25 protein-coding genes are annotated in these 24,656 nt (G+C 44.8%); 18 read left to right on the forward strand and 7 right to left on the reverse strand.

The annotated features are described in order from the left end of the window. From CF394_RS09630 to CF394_RS09640, 3 genes are all read left to right on the forward strand, one after another. Window positions 1-350: transposase (locus CF394_RS09630; RefSeq protein ID WP_165767526.1), on the forward strand; the 350-nt coding region annotated here is incomplete at its 5' end. A 107-nt stretch (window positions 351-457) separates the two neighbouring features. Then, the gene (gene lexA, locus CF394_RS09635; RefSeq protein WP_094943280.1) at window positions 458-2,890 is read left to right on the forward strand and encodes a transcriptional repressor LexA; all 2,433 of its coding nucleotides are present in this window, start codon (window positions 458-460) and stop codon (window positions 2,888-2,890) included. A gap of 72 nt (window positions 2,891-2,962) precedes the next feature. Next, window positions 2,963-3,202 (forward strand): hypothetical protein, encoded by a 240-nt coding sequence (locus tag CF394_RS09640; protein ID WP_094943281.1) that lies wholly within the window; start codon window positions 2,963-2,965, stop codon window positions 3,200-3,202. 34 nt (window positions 3,203-3,236) lie between these two features. Here CF394_RS09640 and CF394_RS09645 read toward each other — a convergent pair whose 3' ends face one another. Next, on the reverse strand, window positions 3,237-3,428 hold the full coding sequence (locus tag CF394_RS09645) for a hypothetical protein (protein ID WP_094943283.1): 192 nt from the start codon (window positions 3,426-3,428) through the stop codon (window positions 3,237-3,239). 239 nt (window positions 3,429-3,667) lie between these two features. Between CF394_RS09645 and CF394_RS09650 the strand changes: the two genes are divergently transcribed. From CF394_RS09650 to CF394_RS09685, 8 genes are all read left to right on the forward strand, one after another. Further along, on the forward strand, window positions 3,668-4,228 hold the full coding sequence (locus CF394_RS09650) for a DNA-3-methyladenine glycosylase I (protein WP_094943284.1): 561 nt from the start codon (window positions 3,668-3,670) through the stop codon (window positions 4,226-4,228). Window positions 4,229-4,237: 9 nt separating this feature from the next. Next, window positions 4,238-4,696, forward strand: a complete 459-nt coding sequence (locus tag CF394_RS09655) for an SRPBCC family protein (protein WP_094943286.1) — start codon at window positions 4,238-4,240, stop codon at window positions 4,694-4,696. 87 nt (window positions 4,697-4,783) lie between these two features. Next, window positions 4,784-5,890 carry a DUF3221 domain-containing protein gene (locus CF394_RS09660; protein WP_094943288.1) on the forward strand — a complete coding sequence of 369 codons (1,107 nt, stop codon included), beginning with the start codon at window positions 4,784-4,786 and terminating at the stop codon, window positions 5,888-5,890. A gap of 354 nt (window positions 5,891-6,244) precedes the next feature. After that, window positions 6,245-6,577: an SAM-dependent methyltransferase gene (locus CF394_RS09665; protein ID WP_094943289.1), complete on the forward strand. Its 333-nt coding sequence runs from the start codon at window positions 6,245-6,247 to the stop codon at window positions 6,575-6,577. Between the two features lie 106 nt (window positions 6,578-6,683). Continuing rightward, entirely contained in the window at window positions 6,684-7,049 is a 366-nt protein-coding gene (locus CF394_RS09670) for a hypothetical protein (RefSeq protein WP_094943291.1), read from the forward strand. Between the two features lie 179 nt (window positions 7,050-7,228). Beyond that, window positions 7,229-8,281: an NHL repeat-containing protein gene (locus CF394_RS09675; RefSeq protein ID WP_094943292.1), complete on the forward strand. Its 1,053-nt coding sequence runs from the start codon at window positions 7,229-7,231 to the stop codon at window positions 8,279-8,281. A gap of 317 nt (window positions 8,282-8,598) precedes the next feature. After that, the gene (locus tag CF394_RS09680) at window positions 8,599-8,853 is read left to right on the forward strand and encodes an AbrB/MazE/SpoVT family DNA-binding domain-containing protein (RefSeq protein ID WP_094943294.1); all 255 of its coding nucleotides are present in this window, start codon (window positions 8,599-8,601) and stop codon (window positions 8,851-8,853) included. After that, a complete protein-coding gene (locus CF394_RS09685; RefSeq protein WP_094943295.1) occupies window positions 8,850-9,239 on the forward strand; it encodes a type II toxin-antitoxin system death-on-curing family toxin in 390 nt (129 codons plus the stop codon). Before CF394_RS09680 ends, CF394_RS09685 begins: the two co-directional genes overlap by 4 nt. 45 nt (window positions 9,240-9,284) lie before the next feature. On the opposite strand, the gene CF394_RS09690 is transcribed toward CF394_RS09685, so the two are convergent. From CF394_RS09690 to CF394_RS09700, 3 genes are read right to left on the reverse strand one after another with little or no spacing between them, the layout of a single operon-like run. Next, the gene (locus CF394_RS09690) at window positions 9,285-10,109 is read right to left on the reverse strand and encodes a MetQ/NlpA family ABC transporter substrate-binding protein (protein WP_094943297.1); all 825 of its coding nucleotides are present in this window, start codon (window positions 10,107-10,109) and stop codon (window positions 9,285-9,287) included. An 18-nt stretch (window positions 10,110-10,127) separates the two neighbouring features. Then, window positions 10,128-10,790, reverse strand: coding sequence for a methionine ABC transporter permease (locus CF394_RS09695; RefSeq protein WP_094943298.1), 663 nt, complete (start codon window positions 10,788-10,790; stop codon window positions 10,128-10,130). Further along, window positions 10,783-11,526: a methionine ABC transporter ATP-binding protein gene (locus CF394_RS09700; RefSeq protein WP_094943300.1), complete on the reverse strand. Its 744-nt coding sequence runs from the start codon at window positions 11,524-11,526 to the stop codon at window positions 10,783-10,785. Before CF394_RS09700 ends, CF394_RS09695 begins: the two co-directional genes overlap by 8 nt. A gap of 181 nt (window positions 11,527-11,707) precedes the next feature. Here CF394_RS09700 and CF394_RS09705 point away from each other — a divergent pair, with 181 nt between their 5' ends. From CF394_RS09705 to CF394_RS15795, 4 genes are all read left to right on the forward strand, one after another. Then, on the forward strand, window positions 11,708-12,493 hold the full coding sequence (locus CF394_RS09705) for an SDR family NAD(P)-dependent oxidoreductase (RefSeq protein WP_094943301.1): 786 nt from the start codon (window positions 11,708-11,710) through the stop codon (window positions 12,491-12,493). Further along, on the forward strand, window positions 12,490-14,013 hold the full coding sequence (locus tag CF394_RS09710; protein ID WP_094943303.1) for a class I adenylate-forming enzyme family protein: 1,524 nt from the start codon (window positions 12,490-12,492) through the stop codon (window positions 14,011-14,013). Before CF394_RS09705 ends, CF394_RS09710 begins: the two co-directional genes overlap by 4 nt. Before the next feature lie 66 nt (window positions 14,014-14,079). Next, the gene (locus CF394_RS09715) at window positions 14,080-15,699 is read left to right on the forward strand and encodes an FAD-dependent monooxygenase (RefSeq protein ID WP_094943304.1); all 1,620 of its coding nucleotides are present in this window, start codon (window positions 14,080-14,082) and stop codon (window positions 15,697-15,699) included. Window positions 15,700-15,713: 14 nt separating this feature from the next. Beyond that, entirely contained in the window at window positions 15,714-15,890 is a 177-nt protein-coding gene (locus CF394_RS15795) for a hypothetical protein (protein ID WP_165767527.1), read from the forward strand. 35 nt (window positions 15,891-15,925) lie between these two features. Here CF394_RS15795 and CF394_RS15800 read toward each other — a convergent pair whose 3' ends face one another. After that, a complete protein-coding gene (locus CF394_RS15800; protein WP_165767528.1) occupies window positions 15,926-16,093 on the reverse strand; it encodes a hypothetical protein in 168 nt (55 codons plus the stop codon). 215 nt (window positions 16,094-16,308) lie between these two features. On the opposite strand from CF394_RS15800, the gene CF394_RS09720 reads away from it, so the two are divergent. Both CF394_RS09720 and CF394_RS09725 read left to right on the forward strand, forming a co-directional pair. Next, window positions 16,309-18,129, forward strand: a complete 1,821-nt coding sequence (locus tag CF394_RS09720; protein WP_094943306.1) for a SpoIIE family protein phosphatase — start codon at window positions 16,309-16,311, stop codon at window positions 18,127-18,129. A gap of 8 nt (window positions 18,130-18,137) precedes the next feature. After that, window positions 18,138-19,391, forward strand: a complete 1,254-nt coding sequence (locus tag CF394_RS09725; protein ID WP_094943307.1) for an ATP-binding protein — start codon at window positions 18,138-18,140, stop codon at window positions 19,389-19,391. Between the two features lie 47 nt (window positions 19,392-19,438). Here CF394_RS09725 and katG read toward each other — a convergent pair whose 3' ends face one another. Then, complete coding sequence (gene katG / locus CF394_RS09730) at window positions 19,439-21,667, reverse strand: catalase/peroxidase HPI (protein ID WP_094943309.1); 2,229 nt, start codon at window positions 21,665-21,667, stop codon at window positions 19,439-19,441. Between the two features lie 214 nt (window positions 21,668-21,881). Here katG and CF394_RS09735 point away from each other — a divergent pair, with 214 nt between their 5' ends. Then, window positions 21,882-22,370 carry a GNAT family N-acetyltransferase gene (locus CF394_RS09735; RefSeq protein ID WP_094943310.1) on the forward strand — a complete coding sequence of 163 codons (489 nt, stop codon included), beginning with the start codon at window positions 21,882-21,884 and terminating at the stop codon, window positions 22,368-22,370. A 77-nt stretch (window positions 22,371-22,447) separates the two neighbouring features. Here CF394_RS09735 and CF394_RS09740 read toward each other — a convergent pair whose 3' ends face one another. Next, entirely contained in the window at window positions 22,448-24,559 is a 2,112-nt protein-coding gene (locus CF394_RS09740) for a heavy metal translocating P-type ATPase (RefSeq protein WP_094943311.1), read from the reverse strand. Between the last annotated feature and the right edge of the window lie 97 nt (window positions 24,560-24,656).

Below are 24,656 nucleotides of genomic sequence, written 5' to 3' on the forward strand. Positions count from 1 at the left end.
AGGTCGCACGGGCATGCCTCCGTGAAGACGAGTTCATAAAGGACATCTATTACGGATTACAACATATGCGATTTGTACTGAAGTCGACTACATCTGGACAAGCCTCTCGTCGTCTGAAAGAGTGGATCGACCGTTTCATGTTTCATCCCTGTGGGCCGCTGGCCAAGATTGCAAAAGCTGTGATAGTGCGTCAACGTGAGATGGAAAACACAATACTCTCGCCTCTCTCTAACGGGAAAATAGAAGGTACAAACAATAAGATCAAACTGATCAAACGAAGAGCTTTCGGGTATCGTAATCTGAATAACTTCTTCACGAGGTTAAAACTTGAACTAGGAAGCTCAAAATAGCAACCACGAGTTATGGTGATGAACCATGTATTTCCTACATTCCCTTGCTAATCCTGTCAAATATTCATAAAATTAAGGAAAATGCAGGAACGATCGGGGATGAAGGAATGAAGTTAAATGTAGAACAAAGGAGAATCGTGGAACTGGAGCCGTCCGGGCAAATGCTCGTGAAGGGTGTGGCGGGATCAGGAAAGACGACGGTTGCGATTCGCCGTATCAATTTTCTGAAGACGCATTACTGTCATGAAGCAGATGATCAGATTCTGCTCGTCACTTACAACAAAACGCTCTTAAACTATATCAAGTTTCAATATGAACGACTGGCGGATTCGCTAGATGAAGACTTCCAAGAGTTTTTCGCGAACAATGCCAATGTGGTTATTTCAACAATCGACGGTCTGATGTACAAGGCTTTCCGTGATTATACGAAACGAAAACGTTTGAATCTCGAGCTCGCTACTAAGCCACTAGAGCACCAAACGATTCTAGAAGCGATTCATGAAGTGGCAAAATCGTATCCGAACGTAAAGCTGTTGTCGCCAAAGAATAGTAGCTTTCTGCTTGATGAAGTCGAGTGGATGGCGTCATGTCTAGTAGAAGATGTAGAAGCTTACCAGCAACTAGACCGGATCGGACGAGCTTCTGGGGACAGTGGCACGCCTCAAAAACTGTTGAAAAACTCAGAGTTGCGGGAAGCTATCTATGAAGTGTCTCTCGTGTTCGGGCGAAAGATGGCAGAGAAGGGTTTTGTTACGTTCAAGCAGATGAATGTGCTGGCGCTCCGTCAAGTGCATGAAGTGAACTCGCATAAGTTCACGCATGTCATCATCGATGAAAGCCAGGACCTGACTCGAGTGCAGTTGGAGTTTTTAAAAGCGCTCTATAAAGAGAAGCCGCATTCTTCGCTTCTGTTTGTAGCAGATAACACGCAGAGTATCTATACGCACTCGTGGCTCGGGAAAGGGCGTCCTTATACGACTATTGGTTATGACATGAGCGGGAAGGCACGCGCACTGAGTAAGAACTACCGTACAACAACCGAGATTTCGACGGCAGCCTTCGACTTGATTGAAGCAGACGAGACGATTCGCTCGAATGTGGATTTTGTGAAGCCGGCACTGATTGACCGGCACGGGCATCCACCGATCTACCGGTTCTTCACGAATCCAGTGAAGCAGCTCGAGTTCTTGGTGAATGAAATCAGTGAATTGCAGAACGACTATGATCTACGCGAAATCTGCCTCGTGGCACGTAACAATCAGATACTTCAGGGACTATCAGTAGCGCTTGAACAAGCTGGTATTCCAACAGAGGTATTACAGGGGCAAGAACCAAACTTTGAATCGGACCGTGTGAAACTAGTGACGATGCATTCGATCAAAGGCTTAGAGTTCAAAGTAATCTTCCTCGTGGATTTGAATCAAGGCGTCATCCCGAATGACCGGTACACAGATTTAGAAGATCAGAAAGCACTGGACTCTGACGAACGAAAACTGCTGTATGTCGGTATGACGCGAGCGAATGAACTGCTCTACATGTCTTCTGTAAAGAAACCGTCCAAGTTCATCAAGGAGATCCAGCGCACCCATCTTCGCATGAAAAAAGACTGTTCTTTGCATCCGTTTGAGTCGATGAGCATGACAGAGTACCAGTTTACAGATCAACTGAGTGATCTCCATTCGCGTGAAGAAGTGGTTCGTCAGTGGTTGCTGCGAGAATTGCATGACACATACCAGTATCCCTATGACCTGATGGAGCTCGAGTTCCCGGTGCAGAAGTTTTCACAGAAGGGCTACTGTGATATCGCAGTGATGGTCTATTCGCAAGGAGAGGCACGTCCAATGATCTTTGCGGAAGTGAAGCAGTTTGGAAGCGGGATTGAAGAAGGTTTGAAGCAGTTGAAGAGTTATTTAGAGGCGGACCCACGAGTTCATTACGGGATTGTGACGGATGGTTTAGAAGTAAAGATTATCGACCGGAATGGTGAGGAAGTGCAGGACCTGCCGAAGTGCCGTCCGCAGTTCTTACCTGAGACAAAGAACTCAAAACGTTATATGAACCTGAAGAGTGGCAAGACGTATAGTTATGCGACTTCTTTAGATGATGAAGAAGAGATTGAAGTACGTGACGAGGAGATGGATGTCTATGTGCAGATCCATGAGAAGCACGCCGTCCCTCTCATCGGGAACGTGGCAGCAGGTCTTCCAACACTAGCGACAGAAGAATATGAGGCGAAGCTCGTGCTCCCGAAAGACTGGGTCTATTCAGTGAAAGATACATTCGCTTTAACAGTAACAGGGGACAGTATGATCAACGCTGGTATCGATAAGGGAGACGTGGTCATCGTCCACCAACAGAACAGCGCGCAAGCCAATGACATCGTGATTGCTGTGATTGATGACGAGGCGACGATGAAGAAATATGTGCCAATGGGCAACAATGTCTTGCTGATGCCTGAGAACAACGACTACGAACCAATCATGATGCGAAGCGAGGATGTGCGCATTAATGGGAAAGTGATTGGTGTCATGAAGAAATAGGAGCGAATGGTTTCCTCAGTGAAACCTTTTCCTCCCACCACCGTAGAACTTACTACAAGGGAGTGACGCGTAATGAACAAAAAACTACTACAGATTCTGCTACCTGGAATCGTGGCGATCGGCGTATCGATCGCTCTATACAATATAGGGAATGCTTATGAAATCTCGTGGATGCGTTTCTATTATGAACAAGAGGTTTCGACTGGAAATGGATTTGAACTAGAGACAGGCGGCTCGATGATTCCGCTCTTGATTGGGATTGCAGCGGGGTTTGTGACGGAGCGGATTTTGAAAAAAAGAGTGGCTGCATAAAACAATGACCATGGGATGGCCCCATGGTCACTTTTTATAATTTAAAGATTTGTGCCATTGTATCGTCGCTTCCAGGTAAGAACATATATAAAGAAAACCCAATTAGAATGGTACCGATCATCAGAACCGACAGCTTCCGAAATGGTGTTTTATAAGAGGATTGCATGATGCCGTAAAGTAAAAGGCCGATTCCGATAAAGAGGCCTAGAAAGTACCAAAATCCCATAATCATTCACTCCTTCTCTAGACATAACGCCCAAGAATTGAAGGAGGTTGCATGGATCAATCAAAAATGATACGGATGAGTTGAGCGATGGCACGAGGTAGGGCAAGTACAATATCTACAAGGTTTACCCAAAGAGATTTCTTATCCTCTTTACGAATTGGTGAGTGTGACACAGTAGCACCTCCCATTTTCTTTCATTTTACCAAATACTGTACATAAAATCGACTGGAGGACAACTCATGCCACAATGCACATGGCCAGGAACAAGCGAAATGATGCAGGTCTATCACGACGAAGAATGGGGCAAGGTCTCAAAAGGAGACGACCGCTATCTGTTTGAGATGTTGTCGCTAGAGGGAGCACAAGCGGGGCTTTCTTGGCACACTATATTATCTAAAAGAGCCGCATACAAAGAAGCTTTTCGAGACTTTGATATTTCGACGTGTGCTCGCCTAACAGATGAGGAGCTAGAAGCGATTCGCACCGACTATGCTATCGTACGCAACAAGGCGAAAATCAAATCCGTGCGCACCAATGCGCAAGCGGTTGAGAAGATCCAAGAGGAGTTTGGCTCGTTCTCGGCTTTCATCTGGTCGTATGTGGACGACACACCTATCGTTCATATGCCGGAGCAGAACTCGGACATCCCGACTGAAAACGACTTATCTCGTCAGATGAGCAAAGACTTGAAGAAACGGGGCTTCACATTCGTGGGACCGGTCATTCTGTACACCTATATGCAGGCGATTGGGATGGTGGATGATCATCTGGTGGGATGTAAGGCGAAGACGAACGGATAGGAGACTAAAATGCCAATCATCGTATACGAAATTTATATCGAATCACCCATCGAAGTCTGTTTTGATCTTGCAAGAGATATTGGCGTTCATATGAAAACTACTAGTAAGACAAAGGAGCGAGCTATTGCGGGAAGAACTACAGGGCTTATAGAAAAAGGGGAGTTTGTGACCTGGGAAGCTGTGCATCTTGGAGTAAAGCAGAGATTGACCGCAAAAATAACCGAGATGGAGAGACCTTACTCCTTCACAGATAAAATGGTAAAAGGCGCGTTTCACTCATTTACACATACACACGAATTTCGTACAAGTGGCACGGGCACGTTGATGAAAGACACCTTTTCTTACAAATCTCCTTTGGGTATTCTCGGAGTAGTGGCGGACAAACTGTTTTTAGAAAGCTACATGTGGAATTTTATTGTGAATCGCGCTAACGAGTTGAAAAACATAGCGGAGTCTCAGAGGATGTAAACACCTAAACGTAAAACCAATCCTCCTGAAACACTTGTAACTTTTTTACATGAAAAGTCGACTACTAGAGTAGACGGGGGTGTCCGAATGAAAAAGATAGTTGTAGCACTGGTAAGCCTCTTACTTTTAGTAGGTTGTGGCACGGGAGATCAAACCGCATCTCAAAATCCACCAAAAGTGCAGGTGACGGAAGTGGAGTTTCCACAACTAGAACAGACCGTAAGTGAAGATTTGCGCAATGAGCGCGTGAATCTCATAGAGGAAATGCCAGATGCCTCATTAGAGATCCAAGAAATCCAAGCTCACGAAATTATGATTGTGCAGGAAACGATGGTTGAAGTGTGGGGAAGCTATGAAGAGATAGAGAAAGATTCCATCGTCTATTTCCAAAGCAATCCAGAAGAAGAAAAGCCGCTCGGATTTTACATTGGTCTGAAAGAACAGAATGAAAAATTCGAGGAGCTATTTGCGACTCTTCAGAAAAAGGTAGATGACGGAGAGATTTTAGCGAAGTATATTCATTTCTATCCCATCACTTATTCGCAATCAGAATTGAATGCATTTCAAGAAAAGATCTATACCGAATTGGAGCAGTCGGGCATTGGACGACAAAGAGGTACTTTTAGTTTAAGTATTAACCCGATTACTTCAACTGTTCATATTGACCACAATATGTTCACTGAAGAAGACCAGGAAAAAATCAAAGAGCTTTATCAAAAATGGCCAATAGAATTCATATTGACGGGACCTCTAGTTCCGGGTCCTGGTGAACCTGTTGTCATCTTACCTGATGAAGAGTTTACTACTGAACCACGGACGGAAGGTGAAATATTGATGTTTGTGGGTGACGAGCAGATCCATACTCAAAACACGCATTATTACTTTACAGAAGCATCGAAACTGAAAGCAGGGATGCGTGTTCATATCGAAGTCAACGGTCCAGTTCTCGAATCCTTCCCAGCTCAGGGTGAAGCAGCGTTTGTAAACGTATATCCAAACTACAAGCCTGAAGGCGCGACATTGTCAGAGTTCGAAGTGAATGCAAAAGCTATCGAGCAATTGACGGAAGAGCAGAAACAGATGAATCCACTTCTGATTTCAACGGTTTACAGCGAAACGACCAATCAGTGGACGGTAGAGATGGAAGTAGGGGATGAGGGAGAACCTTTAGTGTTTGAAATCGAAGATAACTAAAATGCAGGGATCCGATAACGGATTCCTGCATTTTTGACTTTCAATCCATAAAGTAATGGCGATATGAGAAAAAACACGTGCCGATTAAGAGTTCCGCTGCTAGTTGGTCTGTACATTGTGAGTTCATGTGGCGCCTCCTAGCTATATAACGATTGAGACATGTTTAGGTAAACAGGTGCTTTTGAAATTTTTATTTTCGTTCTAACAATGCTAGGTGGCAGCATTCGACCTCTCTAAGTTTAAAAGAATCTACCGACTATGGATAGACTTGTAAAATTAACTGGCTGTGGGTATGGGGGCATAGTAAACTTTAGGGACTAAGTGATTTAGGGGACAAGGGGATGGGGTAAACACATGCAGGCAAAAGTAGAAGCATTTTGTGAGAAGTATCGGTTATTTAACGAGGATGAGATTCAAAAAGTACAATTAAGGCATCGCTTTCAGTTGGCGCAGTCTTTTGGTATTGAAGAAGGCATGACTGTACTCGAGATTGGCTGCGGGCAGGGAGATATGACGGTTGTTTTAGCGGATAAAGTAGGAGCTTCTGGACACGTCACGGCAATTGATATTGCTAGTGAGGATTACGGAGCACCGCTGACGCTTGGTCAGTCTCATCAGAAGATCAAGCAGACAGTACTTGGAGAGCGGATCTCGTTTCATTTGGACACAGACTTTCTGAGCTTTTGAGGACCAGCCGCACTACGATTGTATCGTCTTCGCACATTCTAGCTGGTATTTTCATTCACCCGAAAGGTTAGCCGAGTATCTAAAAAAGATTCGAACAAAAACGTCTATGTTGTTCTTTGCCGAGTGGGATCTGGCTTTCACCGAGGTTTCCCAACGAGGGCATTTCTGTGCGGCTACGCTGCTCGCGCTACATTCAACAATTACTGAGAACGATGGCAACATCCAGCACTTGTTTAGTCGAGACACGATTCACCAGATGCTGGAAGATGCCGGATTCTCCATTGTGAGAGAAGAGACCGTACATTCTAGATACCTCCAAGACGGCCAGTGGGAGATTGGCTATGCGAAAAGCTTGCAAGACGCATTTTTAGAATCTTCAACACAATTTCAGATATTGGCAACTTCGCTGATCGATACAATGAAGCGGTCAGGCACAGATTCATTGGATACTTTTGTGTTGGTTGGAAAGTAAGGTTTTTATATAAACGAATTTACTAACGTCACTGTACCTTCTTCAAGATTAAATGATTCAAGTCTTCCTATTGGTCGCCTTCTTTAAATCACTAGCGCAAACAGATAGGGACGAGTATAGTGAAACTGAAATATACATAAATAATTGTTTGTATTAAACAATAAATGAGGAGATAGTTCATGTCTAAATTACTAATAAATTTTCCGGAAAATGTAATGATTTTAGATTCCACGGAGTTTGACGTAGTGAATGAGTTCTCAATGCCTTTTAGCTATGTAACGAAACTGCCAAAAGAGGGTCTTCTTTTTAATGAACGAGACCAAGGTATTATTCATCAATTAATGCTAAATAGAGAATCTCTGGAGATCGAGACGCATAGTGAAGGAAGTCATCTTCCGTCTCATGTGATAGCAAACGCTGGACGGCTTGCCGTTTTTAACGATGGTGACGGACGAATCACCGTTTTTACTTCTCCTAAAGCCAATCAACCGACAAAGTTACTTTTTCAAGTTCAAGTTCCGGCGCATCATGGAGTAGCGATTCCTCTACAAGATGGAACTATTCTCGTATCAACAAAAGAAGCGGGCTCAGAAGCTGCCCTTGGGGATCGATTCGTTCGTCTAGATGAAGTGGGCCAAGTGGTGAAGAAGTATGAAGCAGCACCGGCTATCCATGGTGAGACAGTTGTAGAATACAATGGCAATCTATTTGCAGTCATGGGAGCAGAAGCCGCTTTAAATGTGTATGAAGAAGCTACGGATACAGTGAAGGTTTGTGCATTACCAGATGACACTACTCGCTCTGGCATGCTAGTTAGTGAAAATGGAAATCCATGGGTAATGGCTAATTATTCGACCATAGCTGATCCGATGAGCAATATTGGTTTAATTCTATACAACATTGAAAATCATACTGTTTATTTCGTTGAAGTGCCATCCGACTATTATTTCTCATACCTTGTCCACCAATCCAAAGGGTACCTAATTGGCAAAGACGGGTATTTATACGAAGTGGATTTAGAGACTCAACAAGTTGGGCGTTCGCAACAGTTATGGGATTCTTCTTCTCATGATGCGGATAATGAACCTCGAATAGCCATTGATGTATCAAACCAGCGATTGTTTATTACCAATCCATTTGCGAATGAGGTACTGATGGTGTTACTAAAAGAATGGAGCGTATCAAAGGTCCTCAAATTAGAAGATTGCCCTAATGAAATCTATTATTTTTAACTTAAAACTAAAAAAAAAGCACCCAATCCAAAACCGGATCTGGGTGCTTTGTCATTCTATTCAAATGCAGGGATGACCGTCTAGTTGTAGAAATGCTCCTAAGGAAGATTTCGATAAAGAGTGTGCTTTGATAATGGAACAATCCCTGGGGTTATATTATAAATAAGTTACCTTTTTTTATGAAATCTTTCCTGGGAACTCTATTACAAAGTAGCTTTAAAAAATTTTGAGTACATCTGAAACATCTTTGAAAAAAGACATAAACTATAAAAAACGATATAATGTATATACAGTTATAACGAAAGGAGGAGTTGTAAATGACTTCAATTGAAAGGCGTATTACGCAGTTTGGTAATTCCTTGGGAGTTACACTTCCCTACAAAATGCTAGAAGATCTTGGAGTATCAAAGGGTGATGATGTACAGATTGTCAAAGAAGGAAATCAATTGATTGTTAAAAAAGCTCCTAAGCGAGTAGATTTGCCTGAAGGTATTACAGAAGATTTCTTCCAATTTTTAGATGAGGAAATGACTGCTCATGAAAAAGCTTTAAAAGGTTTAGTGAATCGATGACAACAAAATTGACTATTCAAATGGCTATTTTATTAAATAAAAGGTTAATTGACGAACATTCACCTGGCGAATTGATTGGTATTAAAGAGCATCAATTACTTGACTCTGCTTTGAATAGACCTTATCAAAGTGCATTTGGAGAAGATGCATACCCATCTATACATGAAAAAGCAGCTGCACTTTTGGAATCACTCGCTCAAAATCACTGCTTTCATAACGCAAATAAAAGAACGGCTATTTTAGCGACAGCTGTATTTTATCGATTAAATGGGTATCAACTTCGATTTCCTGACCCCCAATTTGAGGAAGATTTTGTGGTCGATGTCGTATTACACAAATATGAATTTCAACAAATCGTTCAAACACTAGAACAACATACAAATTAAAAGCACCCAATCCATTTAACTGGATCTGGGTGCTTCGTCATTCTATTAAAATGCAGGGATAGCCGTCTCGTCGTAGTTCTCTTCTAAGAACTCACGAACCGCATCGCTTGTCATGACTTCCGCAAGCTTCTGGATCGCTGCGTCGTCTTTGTTGTCTTCGCGAGCTACAAGAGTGATAGCAAAGTCGTTTTCTGTACCTTCTGTAAGAAGGGCATCTGATTTTGGAGTCAATCCTAGTGGAGCTGCGTAAGCAGGAGTCATCACTACTGCATCTGCATCGTCATACGTACGAGCTAGCATCAATAGGTCGACTTCTTCGAACACCAAGTTTTTCGGGTTTTCTGTGATGTCAGCTTGTGTGTAGTAGTTGTCTTGCTTTTCGCCAAGTGTGATCACACCGTGTTGTGCCAGTAGAGACAATGAACGGTCGATGTTCGAGATGTCGTTTGCGATGGTGGCTGTAGCGCCGTCCGGAAGTTCATCGATTGAACCGAACTCTTTTGAATAGACACCGTAGTTTGCGAAATAGATTGGTGTGATAGGAACCAAGTTCGCATCATTAGAGCGGTTAAACTCTTCCATGTACGGCACGTGTTGGAAGAAGTTGGCGTCCACTTCTTCAGCAGCAAGAGCAGCATTCGGTTGAACGTTGTCGCCAAGGACCACGACTTCCAGTTCGATTCCTTCTTCCGCAAGTGTTGGTTTCACAAGTTCTAAGATTTCCGTCATTGGTGGGATTAAAGAAGCGACTTTTAGTGTCGTCGTTTCGTTCGCTTCTGGCGTTTCTTCAGTTGTAGCTGCGTCTTCTGAGTTGCCGCAAGCAGCAAGCATCAGGACAAGAGCAACGAGAATAGCAAGTAGTTTCTTCATAGTGGTTCCTCCTAATAATTAGCGTTTGTCGAGCCATCTGGCGAGTGACATTCCAAAGAACTGGATGCTCTGCACCAAGATGACCATGATAATGATCATGTAAGTCATGAGGTCGGTCTTGAACTGTTGGTAGCCGTAGCGAATCGCAAAGTCACCGATACCGCCGCCTCCGACGACTCCCATAATCGTAGAATACGAGATGAAGCTGATGATTGAAGTCGTCAAACCCATGATGAGGCTCGAGCGCGCTTCGACATATAAAAACTTTGTGATGATTTCACGGACGGATGCTCCCATAGAAACAGCAGCTTCCAAAACGCCGCGTGGGACATCAAGTAAAGACTGCTCCACAAGACGCGAGTAGTGAGCGATAGCGATGATAGCAAGCGGCACTGTGGCGGCTGTTGTCCCGATCGCCGTACCAATAATCAGTCGTGTGAACGGAATTAAAAAAACAACTAGTAACAAAAACGGGAACGAACGCGTCACATTCACTAAGAGGTTCAAAGTCGAGAAGACGAGCTGGTTTTCCAGGAGTTGTCCTTTCCGGCACAAGAACAGGAAAGTGCCCACGGGTAAGCCGATCAATACAGCAAACAGGATGGAGACGCCAACCATATAAAAGGTCTCACCGATCGACTGAATGATTTCTCCTTGATACTGAACGAGAACATTAGGCATCGGCAGTTCCCTCCTTCAACTGTTCAACGAAATAAGCAGAAGAGGTACCAGGTGACTGGATGCCTTGCGGTGTATGCGTAAGGGTATCATAGACACGACCTTGTTCAAGAACGGTGACGTGCGTACAGATACTTTTGATGACCGCCATCTCGTGACTCACAATGACAATCGTGATGCCGAACCGCTCGTTGATATCTTGTAAGACGTGAAGTACTTCAGACGTCGTCTGCGGATCTAGAGAAGAGGTTGGTTCGTCGCATAGCAAGACACTTGGATTTGTCGCTAAAGCACGAGCAATCGCTACGCGTTGCTTCTGACCGCCACTGAGTTCGGCCGGGTACTTGAGAGCCATGTCTTCGAGGCCAACAAATCGTAAGCATTCTTCGACACGTTCAAATTGCTGTGCTTTTGGATAGCTTGCAAGTTCAAGTGCCACTCGCACATTGTCCCGTACCGTCTTATTCGCAACGAGATGAAAATGCTGAAAGATCATCCCTATGGATTTACGCGCTTTTCTCAAGTCGCGACCAGATAACTTAGTCAGGTCTCTATCGGCAATAAGGACAGTACCGCTATCTGGTCGCTCAAGCAGGTTCATCATACGAAGCAGAGTTGATTTTCCAGCACCGCTTGCTCCGATGATACCGTAGATAGCACCAGAAGGAATGGATAGGGATACGTCATCTATTGCTATAAAGGCACCGTAGCGCTTATGTAAGTGGTGAACATCAATCATCTCACTAGCTCCTATTCATCCGTAGTTCAAGTGTACACAACGCCCCTAATTATAGACTACGGCTTAATCCGTGTAAAACAGTTGGATTATTGTCTGTCTATTTAGTGAATTCGCAACAAAGACTGGTCGAGAGCGACAAAATAGCGTATCATGGGAATAATAACCAGAAAAGGGCGATGCTATGAATGGTTTACATCTTTTAGAGCGTCTGCTCTATCCTAACCGTATGAGTGACAGCAATAAAGTCTTAAAAGCTACACGGGAACGTGTCATCGTCATTACCGGGGCAACTTCTGGTATTGGAAATCAACTTGCCTTTGAACTCTCTGACTATCCTGTGACCTTGATTCTGACAGGGCGCAATGCAGAGGAACTTCTTTCGTTTAAAGCGAAAAATGAGTGCGAAGATACAAGGATACATATACATGTTGCCGATCTACGTGATCCGGAGCAGCTCGAAGGATTTATAAGATTTCTCTCTGAGTTCACAGACGGCATCGATTATTTCATAAACAATGCCGGTCTTTCGATACATCGTCCTGTCTTAAGCTCATTAGACCGGGCCCACGACTTTGAACGGACTATGGCTATCAATTACTTTGCTCCAGTTAAGATTTTATTGCGAATCATACCGCTACTCATCAAACGGCAGGGGCATATCATCAATGTGTCGACAATCAATGTCTTATTGTCACCTATGAAACACTGGGCAGCGTACCAAGCCTCAAAAGCCGCATTTGACACATGGCTGCGTTCTGCGACTCCAGAATTGAAAGAGCAAGGAGTTAGCGTTTCAACCATTTACTTATCGCTGGTCCGGACACCTATGATCAAGCCGACAAAGGCGTATGCGAAGATGCCTGCTATGTCCACTGAGCAAGCAGCACGAGAAATTTTACGGTTGATGTATACACGTAAACGACTGGTCACTCCGTGGTGGTTGTTTTGGAAAGGAGGAATTCGATGACAGGTTGGACATTACTCCGCGTATTGAAGTCTTTAAAGTTGTTTAGTCCTGTACATCTGTTCCATTTGTTTTGTTCTTGGGTTCAACACGGCTCAAATTTGATGATGTTGCTGTCTTTTACGGCGTCTAGAAACCCGGAATCGAAGATGCTAGAAGTGGACGGAGAAGTGCGCACGTATCAGCAGATGTCGAGAGAAGTAATGACCTTGGCCAAACAGCTATCGGAACACTATCAAATCTCAAATCAGTCACGCGTTGCACTTGTTAGTGCGACAGATATCCGAGGAATTCAGTCTTTGTTTGCTCTATCACGACTCGGAGCCACGGTTCATTTGATCAATCCGGAACTTAGTATCTCACAATTAGAAGAGGCGCTTCAAAACGGTTCATTTGATCTGGTGATTTGGGGACGGGAGCATGATCTGCCTCAAGGTGTCGCGTGTTTAGAACTAGACGATATCTATGAACTGATTCAAGAAACCGAGCAGTTACCAGATATGTCGCTTCGCCGGATGAGTTCCGGGCCGTTTGTTCTTGCTACAGGAGGGACAACAGGACCTTCAAAACTTGCTCCTCATCAACCAGCTGTTGGCCCCTATTTAAAGCCTTTACAGACAGTCATTACTTCTTTTCAGTTGCTTGATAAACGAGTGGCATTTATCGCTACACCTCTCTATCATGGATACGGATTGTCCTTGTTATTTGCCTTTCTAGCTATAGGGACACCAATGATCTTTACGAAAAAGTTCGAAGTGAAAAAAGCTGCGAAACTTATCGAAGAGCATCAAGTCGATTTTATGAATGCAGTACCTCTTATGGTCGACCGTTTAGTGAAGAACCATCCTGAGAAATTGAAATCATTGAAATGCATCGCATGCGGTGGTGCCGAGCTGCCTGCCCCTCTCATTCGACAGGTACAGAAAAAGCTTGGTTTACTGTTATACAACTTATACGGTACGACGGAAACTGGTCTGAATGCTATTGCCACGCCCGAACAACTCGCGTGTCATCCTGCAACCATTGGAACTCCACTCGACGGCATGGTGTTAAAGGTACTCGATGATTCTGGTAAAGAAGTGAAGAGCGGGGAGCTAGGAGAGTTTCATATAAGTGCGCAATGGTCGATGCAACAGAATGAAGCAGGGCTCATTCCAACGGGAGATGTCGGTTATCAAGATGACAAAGGCCTGTTCTACTTAACGGGTCGCGTCGATGACCGTATCGTTTCTGGTGGGGAAAACGTGTATCCCAATGATTTGGAGCGCTTGTTGATGGACCATTCTGAAGTAGAAGATGTCCTTGTTGTTCCTGTAGATGATTCTGAATTTGGCAAACGGCTCAACGTGTATGTGGAAACAGGAAATACAGAAATTCGACCGCAAGATTTGTCCGACTGGTTAGCCGCTCGCGCAGCTCGCTTTCAAATGCCAAAGGAGATTCATTTTGTAGACACCATTCCTTATACAATGCTCGGTAAAAAAGACCGCAAGCAATTTCTCTCTACTCAAAGCACTACCTGAGTTAACCCTGCAACTTTCGGGTACAATAAAGGTAATGAAAGTGATTGTGAGAGAGGAGCGGCGCACATGACGGAAGTGATAAAAACAGACGTGCTCATCATTGGAGCGGGGCCGGCTGGACTAATGGCAGCGAACGAGTTCCAAAAGAGAGGCGTCAATTATATCTGCTTAGAGAAACGTCCGGGTCCTACTCCACTTGCCAAAGCGCTCGGTATTCAAGCACGATCTGTCGAGCTATTGGAGTTTCTAGGGATCCATGAATTGTTTTTAAAGCGAGGCTATCCAGGGCCAGGAATGAAGATGCACCTGGCAGGAAGAGAGCCTTCCTATGTTGAGTTGCACCATATTAAAAGTAGGTATCCATACTTGTTTATCTTGCCTCAAAACGAGATCGAAGAACTGTTCATCGCAAACTTGGCGGCTCAAGATGCGGAAGTGTATATGGAGCATGAAGTGGTCGACGTCAAACAGACAGACAACGGTGTACTCGTGACGGCATTGCATCACGGAGTCGAGAAGCATTACTCAGCTAAGTATGCACTTGCTTGTGACGGAGCAAAGAGTCGCGTCCGGCAATTTTTAGATGTTCCGTTCGTCGGAGAAGATGAGGGCTACACGTTTTTCACGGCTGATGTGAAGATTCCGGGACTTAATGAAATCTTCATCAACATGCATTTGAACGACCGCGGAGCTGTCGCACTGTTTCCATATAAAGACGGAACATATCGAGTGGTCGGCATGGACCGAGCACGGCAAGGAAAAGACGCGCCGAAAGAAATGCCGCTAGAAGCGCTTCAAGAGAGCCTCGACCGCATTTTAGAAGTACCGTACCGCGTCGAGTTGCCGAAATGGATCAAGACATTCCAGACCGAACATCGCCAAGTGCCAGATTACCGAGTAGGAAATGTGTTCTTCTTAGGGGATGCAGCCCATGTCAACAATCCACTCGGCGGGCAAGGGATGAACTTGGGTCTGGAAGATGCATCGAACCTTTGTTGGAAAATAGATTTGGTATTAAAAGGCTATGCAAAAGATTCTTTCCTCGCAAGTTATCATGAAGAACGGTATCCGATCGCACAAGAGGTCATCCGAGATACCACTTTAGAGCTGAAAGGGATTGAACAGACCGGATTTGTCGGGAAGTTACGAAACTGGTCAGGGAAAGCAGTGCTCAGTCAAGGTTGGGTCCAACCATTTGTGGCGAACTACTATTCGCATATCCACCATGAATACCATAAAGTAAAACGCAACAAAGCGTTTAAAGATAAACGTCTGTATCGGAAGGCCATTCAGTCTGGTCAACGTGTGCCGGATCAGAAGCTGTTCTTTGAAGGAAAGTCGACGGCACGTCTCTATCCATTCGTCCAGAAGCACGAATTTGTCTGCTTGATCTATATTGATTGTTACGAACGAGAACTTATCGACTATGCGCATACTTTTAATAAGTTAGTAGAAGATGTCTACCCAGGTATGATGAAAGTATTTGTCGTGGCACGTGGCGGAACACTTGATTTAGAAGAAGAGGCGTTGCCGATCATCTATGACGTGCATCGTCACTTAGATATTGGTATCGGAATGGAAAAGGGAAGTACATTGATCCTTCGTCCAGACGGGCATGTGTTGTTCCATGATCTATCGATGGATGCCCAAACGATGATTGATAAGATTGGTGCTTATTTTCAGTGAGTGAGGGATTTTGAATGAAGGATAAACAAGAGAAGCCGTTCAACGATGCAATGGAACATTTAAATAAAATGGAAGGATACCCAGTAAGCCGTGGCGGAAAGCTTCCGCTGCCAAACAAGGTGATTGGGTACTTCCTGCTTGCAGGAGTTCTTTTTCTAGTAGCAGCAATGCTCTTCAATCTAATCAACTAAATGTAAAAAGGGAAGCTCACTGGAGCCTCCCTTTTTTAATACCCTCGTTTTTCTAAGAAGTTGAATGACAGCATCGCAATAACCAAGACAATCGGAACTCCGACGAAAAAGTAGAGCCAAAAATTTTCTTTGAGTGGATCTGAATAATACGAAAATGCAATCATTAATACGAACAATACGACATATTTTATCGATTTTTTCATTAGGAATCTCCAAAAAAGTATGATATTTAGTGTATCAAAATTATCTGATAAAAGGAAGTTTAGATTGTAGTTGTACAATCTTTGTCAAATCTGTGATAATAGAATTAGACAATTCTTGGATTTTGGAGGGATGACCTATTCGATCTACGATTCGACATATAAGAGGGGCCTTCCTTTTTGGAGTTTTATTTATACTAATAGTAATTGGAAAGAGTTTGCTAGGCTATGAAGAAACCGATAGCCCGGCCTATATGCTTATTTATATGCTGATGACGATACTTAGTTCGTTCCTGGCATTGATGATTGCCGTACAGGCCTGGTTATATACAAGGATTGGAGACGCCTACAACAATTTGATTTTGGCTGGAATCTTCCTGGCTATCGGTGTGTTTGATGTCCTTCATTTGATGACGATGCCGGGAATGCCTGCCTCTGCCTTTACATCTCTCGACATGTCACGAGAATACTGGTTCATTGCGCGTTTAACAGAACTACTCATGTTAGTGGTCTTGATCTTGCAAAAACGACAAACTATTCAACTCAGTCACTTTAAAGGGGCCAGTATTACCCTATCTATTTTTTATATCATTTCTATAGTGATGCTAACCATCGTTCTAAATGAAGTTCGTCCCGAAGGCTTAAATATTCAAGCGATTATCAGGTCTGGAGTGGTAGTTTTGGCTCTATGTCATATTGGATTAGTTGCTTGGTTAAAGTTTGGCAAGAAGGGGCTACGTCTTTCCAACTTTGAGAATTCGTTCATCTTACCAATCGCTCTTTACTACATGTTCTTTTACTTGATTCTTCTAGCAGGGGAGCCGGGTCATATCACTTATATCACCGCCCATCTCATCAAGTTTGGAGCGCTTGGTTATTTGTTCGTCTTACTCTATATCCAGTTTGGGGAGAAACCGTACCGAGAAATTGAAAGACTTTCTGCTACATATGAACGCTTCTTAAATACCGTGGGCGAAGGGATTTTCGGAGTAGATCTACAAGGGAGATTGACATTCATCAATGACGCCGCTTCAAAGATGCTTGGATTCCGCAGAGATGAGTTAGTAGGGCGTCTTCTTCATCCAATCATTCATCACACGAAACGAAACGGCAAACCCCATTATATAGAAGACAGTCCCATTTATTTATCACTTGAAACGGCAGAGTTCTCATTCATCGCTGAAGATCAGTTTTGGCGTAAAGATGGCACTGCTTTTCCTATCGAGTATTTTGTTCAGCCGGTTCTTGAGCAAGGGAAGATTCAAGGGGTCTTGGTGACGTTCAAAGACATCACAGAGCCTCTGAAACTGAAAGAGCTGGAGCAGGTGCACCAAGCGGTCCAAGTAGAGATTGGACTGGCTGCGAAAGTTCAACAAGATCTTTTTGATGCAATGGAGCGTACGAACTTGCCGCTCGATATGGGAGTCGTCAGTCAGGCATACAAAGAGCTGAACGGAGACTTCTACACCGTTATTCCACACGAAGGTGAACTCATTTTCAGTGTTGCAGACGTCTCCGGTAAAGGGCTTCCGGCGGCCATCCAAATGACAATGATGCAATTTGCAATGGAACTACGTGAGTCCCCGGCAGCCGTGTTGGGTCAAATCAATACATTTTCTTATACGTATATGGAGTCGAGTCGCTTTATTACGATGTTTAACGGGCGGTACAACCAGCAAACACGAACCCTTTGCTATTCATCTGCAGGACATGAACCAGGTATTTTATACAATCGTTTGACAGGTAAGTTCAAAGAGCTGATGCCGACAGGTCCTATTCTGGGTATTATCGAGCAAGCGAGTTTTGCAGAACAGCACATACAATTAGAAGAGGGAGACATTCTTGTCCTCTTCACCGATGGATTGACAGAACGCAAAAAAAATAAAACAGATGATGGAGAAATCCTGCGTCAAGCTCTTGAACAAGTGGACAAGTCCCTACCAGCTGCTGAGCTCGCTCAAACACTGTTTGACCGAATCAATGCACTCGAGCCACTTCCTGTAGAAGATGACCAGACTCTCCTGATCTTGAAAGCATAGGAGGGCATATGGATTTTCTGGTTGCTGATTTACTATTAAACTTTCTGTTGATTTTGACCCCTCTCTATTTCTTCCAATTTATTATATCGAATTATAATTCTATTGGAGCCCGTGTGTTTCTCGGACTGTTGCTGGGGCTAGCTGCTATTTTGTGTATGCTGTTTCCTATGGTTTCAGGAGAAGGTTTTCTGTGGGATTTACGATGGGTGGCGCTCTCGATTTCCATTGTGTACGGGGGAATGCTGAGTGGTGGTATCACAGCTACAATGATTATCTTGTTCCGCTTTTCACTTGGAGGTTTTCAAGGAGCGCTAATTGTCGTTGCAGTAGCAATTGCTTTGATTTTGATCTTTACATTTATACGAAGAGGCTTTTTAAAGCTTCCATTCAAGCGTCGTATTTTGGCAAGTAGCGGTCTTGGAGTGATTGCGTGGGGACTTGCGATAGTGGGAATCACCGTTCACTTTGTACTGAATGGACAGCTCGCGGACTTAGAGGAAATTGCGTTTCCTGTTTTCTTTAGTATGCTCTTCCTATATGTTATTGCCAGTATGACGTTTATCTACTTTTCAGAGAATATGCGCCATTACACAACACTTAAAAATGAAGCATTGACTACGGAAAAGGTGAATTACATCACAGAGGTGGGCGAGTTGCTCGGCACACAGCTGACCACTCATATTGATCAAGCGGAATTCCACCTTCGAGATTTGAAGCAGCAAGCCCGTTCGAGTGATTTGGCTGCAATCGAAGCGATAGAGTTAGAGCTCGAACAATTGACTAAATCACTAAGCAAATATACAACGGAACAAGATGCTTTCTTGACAGCAGATGAAAGTTCGTTCGTTCAAATCGCTCAAGAAGTAACAGAAAGCCTGCGCCTCTATAGCGATCAAAAAGGGGTACGAGTAACACTGGATTTTGAAGTGCCTGAATCTATAGAGCTGCAGTACTTCCCGATGAAGCAGATCTTAATTAATTTGGTGAAAAATGCGCTTGATGCCACGCCTATGGGTGGGCAAGTGACTTTATCTGCATTAATTAAACGAAACTGGCTCTATGTCTACGTGGATGATAACGGGATTGGGATTGCACCAGAACAATTGGTGGGTCTGATGGAGTTGACTTACGGGTCAGGAAGTTCCATTGCGGGGCAAGGGCTACGTGTGACTCAAAAATTGGTACGTGAAATGGAAGGGACGTTCTCGATAACGAGTGAGATCCAAAAAGGAACGACAGTTACACTCAAATTTCCAATTTAAAAAGCACGTGCACTCTCGAACTGAGAGGCACGTGCTTTTCGTTTACATTAGTTTTTCAAATCGAAGCGGTCTGCATCCATTACTTTAACCCATGCTTTAGCGAAGTCGTTAACAAATTTCTCTTTGTTGTCGTCTTGCGCATATACTTCTGCAAGTGCACGTAGGATCGAGTTCGAACCGAATACTAGGTCGAAGCGAGTGGCTGTGCGTTTCACTTCACCTGACTTGCGGTCGCGGCCTTCGTATTGGTTGAATCCAGCTGGTTTCCACTCGATGTTCATATCTAACAAGTTCACGAAGAAATCGTTCGTCAATTTGCCAGTTTCTTCACCGAATACACCGTGCTTAGAATCTCCGTGGTTGGCACCTAGGGCACGCAATCCACCAAGAAGAACCGTCATTTCTGGAGCTGTCAGACCAAGTAGGTGTGCTTTGTCGACAAGCATTTCTTCTGGGCTTGTCTCGTATTCAGCCTTCTGATAGTTACGGAAACCATCAGAGATTGGCTCAAGTACTTCAAAGCTTTCTGCATCTGTTTGCTCTTCTGTAGCATCTCCGCGTCCTGGAGAGAATGGCACGACGATGTTAAAGCCAGCATCACGTGCTGCTTTTTCAACTGCCGCTGTACCACCAAGAACGATAAGGTCTGCTAGGCTCACTTTCTTTTCAAGACCCGCTTGAAGCTCTTCATAGATTTTTAGAGCTTTTTCAAGAAGTTGTGGCTCATTAGCTTCCCAGCTGCGTTGTGGAGCAAAACGGATACGTGCACCGTTCGCGCCTCCGCGCATGTCTGTGTGACGGAATGTGCTTGCAGAAGCCCATGCCACTTTGACAAGCTCGCTCACAGTTAGGTCAGTAGCCAAGATTTTTTCTTTCAAGTCTGCGATTTCATCGTTTGATAATGTATAGTCCACTTTTGGAATTGGATCTTGCCAGATCAACTCTTCTTGCGGCACTTCAGGACCCCAATAGCGGTCTTTTGGACCCATATCGCGGTGAAGCAATTTGAACCAAGCGCGAGCGAATGCATCTTCGAATGCTGCATGGTCTTCATAGAAGCGACGAGAGATTTTCTCGTAATCTGGATCCATCTTAAGCGCCATATCGGCAGTAGACATCATCGTTGGTACTTTGATGCTTGCGTCTTCAGCGTCTGGAGCCATATCTTCTTCTTTCAAATCTTTTGCGATCCACTGATACGCACCAGCTGGGCTCTTCGTTAATTCCCAATCGTATTCAAACAACTGTACCCAAAAACCGTTGTCCCACTGCGTTGGGTTCGCTGTCCAAGCACCTTCAAGGCCAGAAGAGATCGTGTCGCGCCCTTTTCCAGACTTGTGGCTGCTCAACCAACCAAGGCCTTGAGTCTCGATATCTGCAGCTTCTGGATCGTCTCCAACTTGTGAGGGATCTCCAGCACCGTGCGTTTTACCGAATGTGTGTCCACCGGCGATAAGTGCAACAGTTTCTTCGTCGTTCATTCCCATACGAGCGAATGTATCGCGAATATCTTTTGCAGAAGCAAGTGGATCTGGCTTGCCGTTTGGTCCTTCTGGGTTCACATAGATTAGACCCATTTGAACTGCAGCAAGTGGATTTTCTAGTTCACGGTCGCCTGAGTAACGGTTGTCCGCTAACCACTCTTTTTCATTTCCCCAGTAGACGTCTTCTTCTGGGTGCCACACGTCTTCGCGTCCTGCTGCGAATCCGAATGTTTTGAAGCCCATAGACTCAAGAGCTACGTTTCCTGTTAACACAAGAAGGTCAGCCCAAGAAATCTTGTTTCCGTACTTTTGCTTGATCGGCCAAAGTAGACGACGTGCTTTGTCTAAGTTGACGTTATCCGGCCAGCTGTTTAGTGGAGCGAAACGCTGGTTTCCAGTGTTCCCGCCGCCGCGGCCGTCGAAGGTACGGTATGTACCTGCTGCGTGCCATGACATACGGATGAAAAGACCGCCGTAATGACCATAATCTGCTGGCCACCAGTCTTGACTGTCTGTCATGAGTTTGCGAAGGTCTTCTTTCAAAGCATCATAATCAAGCTTTGAAAACTCTTCTTTATAGTCAAAGTCTGTTCCAAACGGGTTGGCTTTTGTATCATGCTGGCGCAAGATGTTCAAGTTGAGCATATTTGGCCACCAGTCTTTATTGCTTGTACCTCCAGGCTTCTTAGAAGTCGTGATGGCGCTGTCTTTATGACCTGCACCAAGACCTGTTACTGGGCATTGACCGTCCCCAGCTGCTGTGTGTCCTGGATTTTGATTGTTGTGTTCCATTCTCAATTCTCCTCCTTTTATTCAGATCGTGAAAAGTGGGTGCATTCGAATGACCCTGAGAGAATCATTCTCACTTTATAATTATACTAAATAAGCACTTGGAAATGAAGCGAGAAGGTCGGAATTCGAGAGTTTATTTTCGAGTTTAGCTAGGGTTCTAGAAATGGTATAATTAAACAACTATAAGCTACCACAAGCGGGAAGGCAGATGCACATGACTATCCACATCCGGCACATGAAAGAAGACGACATCGGAGCTGTCCAAGAAGTTGCGAAGACTTCATGGAACAGTACCTATGAGGACATCATTCCCTTAGACGTCCAAGCGAACTTTTTGAAGATGGCCTACAATCCGGAGCAGTTGAAGCGCCGACTGGATCACTCGTTATTTCTTGTGGCAGAAGCAGAGGGACGGATTGTTGGATTTGCTAACTACTCGAACTTGAAAGAAGATGGGTCTGCAGAACTTGCAGCCATTTACCTGCATCCCCAATACCAAGGAAAAGGGATCGGTTCTGCACTGTTACGTCGGGGAATCGAAGAGTTGCAGGGGATTCAATCCGTGTTTATCAATGTCGAGAAAGAGAACTGGTCTGGGTTGTCGTTCTATGCGGCGAAGGGATTTGGAGTCGTCGAAGAGTTTGAAGAAGATTTTGACGGGCACCCACTGAAGACCGTACGGATGGAATTGAAGGTAAGCTAAAAGAAGAGCCGACCCCTGGGGTTGGCTCTTCTCTAGTTAACTTGGGTTATGAAAAGTTCCCTGGGAGCAAAATCCTACTATTCTTTCACACGCAACAACCGCATCGAGTTCAAAACGACGAGAACAGTCGAGCCAACATCAGCTAGCACGGCCATCCATAGCGTCAGCCAACCGGGAACAATCAGCAATAACGCGATGAGTTTAATAGCAAAGGCGAATCCGATGTTCTGTTTGATGATTTGAAGCGTTTTGCTGCTCAGTTCCATAGTATAAGGAAGCTTCGACAAATCATCAGCAAGTAACGCGACGTCTGCCGTTTCGAGAGCCGTGTCCGTTCCCGCGCCTCCCATCGCAATGCCTACTGTAGCGCTAGCTAAAGCAGGGGCATCGTTGACACCGTCTCCAACCATGGCGACAGAACCAACTTGCTGCTGAAGGGAGCGGATTTTCTCCAGTTTATGCTCAGGTAACAAATTCGCTTCGACTGTATCAAGGCCCAGCTTGCGGTTCAAAGCATTAGCAGTAATCGCGTTGTCTCCAGTGAGCATGACCAGTTTCGAGATGCCGATCTCTTTCAAACGTGCAATCGTCGACACGCTGGCTTCACGAATCGGGTCCGCTACGGCAAATAAGGCTACGATCAATGTATCGGTTCCAAGAGCCATGACGGTCTTACCGTCCTGTTGCAAAGCTTCGACTTTAGTGACGAGTTCTTCGTTCCAGTCTGGGTGGTCGTAGAATAGTGCAGGACTTCCAATGGTGTAGCGCTCGTCACCGACTTTTGCATAAGCACCTTTTCCGGTAACCGAACGGAAATCAGTGGCTTCTAATGTCGGTGCATGCTGCTCTTTCGCTTGACGTAAGATAGCAGAAGCGAGTGGATGCTGCGAGAATTGCTCGATAGCAGCGGCTTTAGCCAAAGCGTCTGAAGGTGACTCGTCATGAAAGGCTACTACATCGGTCACCACAGGACGCCCTTCCGAAAGAGTTCCGGTCTTATCAAATGCAATGGCTCGAATGCGACCGAGCTCCTCTAAATAGACGCCACCCTTGATTAACACGCCATTCTTCGCAGCGTTTCCGATAGCCGTGACAATGGCTACCGGGGTCGAGACGACTAAAGCACATGGACAGCCGACTACAAGTACAGCAAGACCACGGTAGATCCATTCCGACCAGTCTCCTGAGAAGGCGAGAGGCGGAAGGACAGCAATCAGCAAAGCAATCACTAAAATGGCAGGTGTGTAATATGCTGCGAAGCGGTCGACGAACTGTTGAGATGGTGCCTTTTCAGCCTGTGCTTCTTCCACTAAATGAATGATTTTGGCAATCGTCGTGTCTTCTACACGTTTTGTCACGGTCACTTCTAAGTAGCCTTCTTCGTTCAAAGATCCTGCATAGACTTCATCCCCAACTTGTTTGTGTTTGGGCATCGATTCACCTGTGATTGCAGCTTCATTAATGGAAGACTCCCCAAGTAAGACGGTTCCGTCCATAGCAATCTTTTGGCCGGGTTTGACTAGCATTACATCCCCAATTTGAATGTCGTTTACGTCTAAAGTGATTAGTTCATTATGACGTCGAATGACGGCTTCATTCGGTGCGATGTCCATCAGACTGCGGATGGAGTGGCGGGCTCGGTCCATCGAATAAGACTCGAGCGCTTCACTGAGCGCGAACAATAAGACGACAACGGCGCCTTCCTGCCACTCTCCGATGATAGCCGCTCCGATGATCGCAATTGTCATCAACGTCTTCATATCAAACTCAAAGCGTAAGAGGTTCGCAAAACCTTCTTTGAAGAGTGTCCACCCGCCCACTACAATGGCAGCGAGGTACAGGCCAATGACAACTGGCTCAGGAGCGGAAAATCCGTACTCTGCAACGAGTGCAAACAGAAGAAGTGCAAACGAAGCCACCGTGCTGCGGTTCTCGCGTGACTCCCAGAACGAGCGTTTTTCTCGATGATTCGGTCGGTACGATTCTTCATAGACTCGGATGCCATCGAAAGCTCCAGCTTGTTCTAGCTGTTCGATCGTGACGTCTCCTGTAACGGTCAGTTTGGAGGCGCCAAAATTCAGTTGGAGCTCTTTTACCGTCTCAATCTGTTGAATGTTCTTTTCGAATTTAGCAGCGCAGTTGGTACATGACAATCCTTCTAGTCGGTATACATGGGGTTCGGTTTTCATGTTGTACACGTCCTTTATGTTCAAATGAATGTTTGATTGTCTTTAGTATATGCTCGTCCGTCACTTATGTCAATGTCATTCAAATGACCGTTTGAAT

Source organism: Tetzosporium hominis (assembly GCF_002265435.1).
GTDB lineage: Bacteria > Bacillota > Bacilli > Bacillales_A > Planococcaceae > Chryseomicrobium > Chryseomicrobium hominis.

Excerpts from the sequence above, each read along its gene's own strand:
- lexA (WP_094943280.1), top strand. The coding sequence starts at position 458 with ATGAAGTTAAATGTAGAACAAAGGAGAATCGTGGAACTGGAGCCGTCC.
- CF394_RS09640 (WP_094943281.1), top strand. The coding sequence starts at position 2,963 with ATGAACAAAAAACTACTACAGATTCTGCTACCTGGAATCGTGGCGATC.
- CF394_RS09645 (WP_094943283.1), bottom strand. The coding sequence starts at position 3,428 with ATGGGATTTTGGTACTTTCTAGGCCTCTTTATCGGAATCGGCCTTTTA.
- CF394_RS09650 (WP_094943284.1), top strand. The coding sequence starts at position 3,668 with ATGCCACAATGCACATGGCCAGGAACAAGCGAAATGATGCAGGTCTAT.
- CF394_RS09655 (WP_094943286.1), top strand. The coding sequence starts at position 4,238 with ATGCCAATCATCGTATACGAAATTTATATCGAATCACCCATCGAAGTC.
- CF394_RS09660 (WP_094943288.1), top strand. The coding sequence starts at position 4,784 with ATGAAAAAGATAGTTGTAGCACTGGTAAGCCTCTTACTTTTAGTAGGT.
- CF394_RS09665 (WP_094943289.1), top strand. The coding sequence starts at position 6,245 with ATGCAGGCAAAAGTAGAAGCATTTTGTGAGAAGTATCGGTTATTTAAC.
- CF394_RS09670 (WP_094943291.1), top strand. The coding sequence starts at position 6,684 with ATGTTGTTCTTTGCCGAGTGGGATCTGGCTTTCACCGAGGTTTCCCAA.
- CF394_RS09675 (WP_094943292.1), top strand. The coding sequence starts at position 7,229 with ATGTCTAAATTACTAATAAATTTTCCGGAAAATGTAATGATTTTAGAT.
- CF394_RS09680 (WP_094943294.1), top strand. The coding sequence starts at position 8,599 with ATGACTTCAATTGAAAGGCGTATTACGCAGTTTGGTAATTCCTTGGGA.
- CF394_RS09685 (WP_094943295.1), top strand. The coding sequence starts at position 8,850 with ATGACAACAAAATTGACTATTCAAATGGCTATTTTATTAAATAAAAGG.
- CF394_RS09690 (WP_094943297.1), bottom strand. The coding sequence starts at position 10,109 with ATGAAGAAACTACTTGCTATTCTCGTTGCTCTTGTCCTGATGCTTGCT.
- CF394_RS09695 (WP_094943298.1), bottom strand. The coding sequence starts at position 10,790 with ATGCCTAATGTTCTCGTTCAGTATCAAGGAGAAATCATTCAGTCGATC.
- CF394_RS09700 (WP_094943300.1), bottom strand. The coding sequence starts at position 11,526 with ATGATTGATGTTCACCACTTACATAAGCGCTACGGTGCCTTTATAGCA.
- CF394_RS09705 (WP_094943301.1), top strand. The coding sequence starts at position 11,708 with ATGAATGGTTTACATCTTTTAGAGCGTCTGCTCTATCCTAACCGTATG.
- CF394_RS09710 (WP_094943303.1), top strand. The coding sequence starts at position 12,490 with ATGACAGGTTGGACATTACTCCGCGTATTGAAGTCTTTAAAGTTGTTT.
- CF394_RS09715 (WP_094943304.1), top strand. The coding sequence starts at position 14,080 with ATGACGGAAGTGATAAAAACAGACGTGCTCATCATTGGAGCGGGGCCG.
- CF394_RS15795 (WP_165767527.1), top strand. The coding sequence starts at position 15,714 with ATGAAGGATAAACAAGAGAAGCCGTTCAACGATGCAATGGAACATTTA.
- CF394_RS15800 (WP_165767528.1), bottom strand. The coding sequence starts at position 16,093 with ATGAAAAAATCGATAAAATATGTCGTATTGTTCGTATTAATGATTGCA.
- CF394_RS09725 (WP_094943307.1), top strand. The coding sequence starts at position 18,138 with ATGGATTTTCTGGTTGCTGATTTACTATTAAACTTTCTGTTGATTTTG.
- katG (WP_094943309.1), bottom strand. The coding sequence starts at position 21,667 with ATGGAACACAACAATCAAAATCCAGGACACACAGCAGCTGGGGACGGT.
- CF394_RS09735 (WP_094943310.1), top strand. The coding sequence starts at position 21,882 with ATGACTATCCACATCCGGCACATGAAAGAAGACGACATCGGAGCTGTC.
- CF394_RS09740 (WP_094943311.1), bottom strand. The coding sequence starts at position 24,559 with ATGAAAACCGAACCCCATGTATACCGACTAGAAGGATTGTCATGTACC.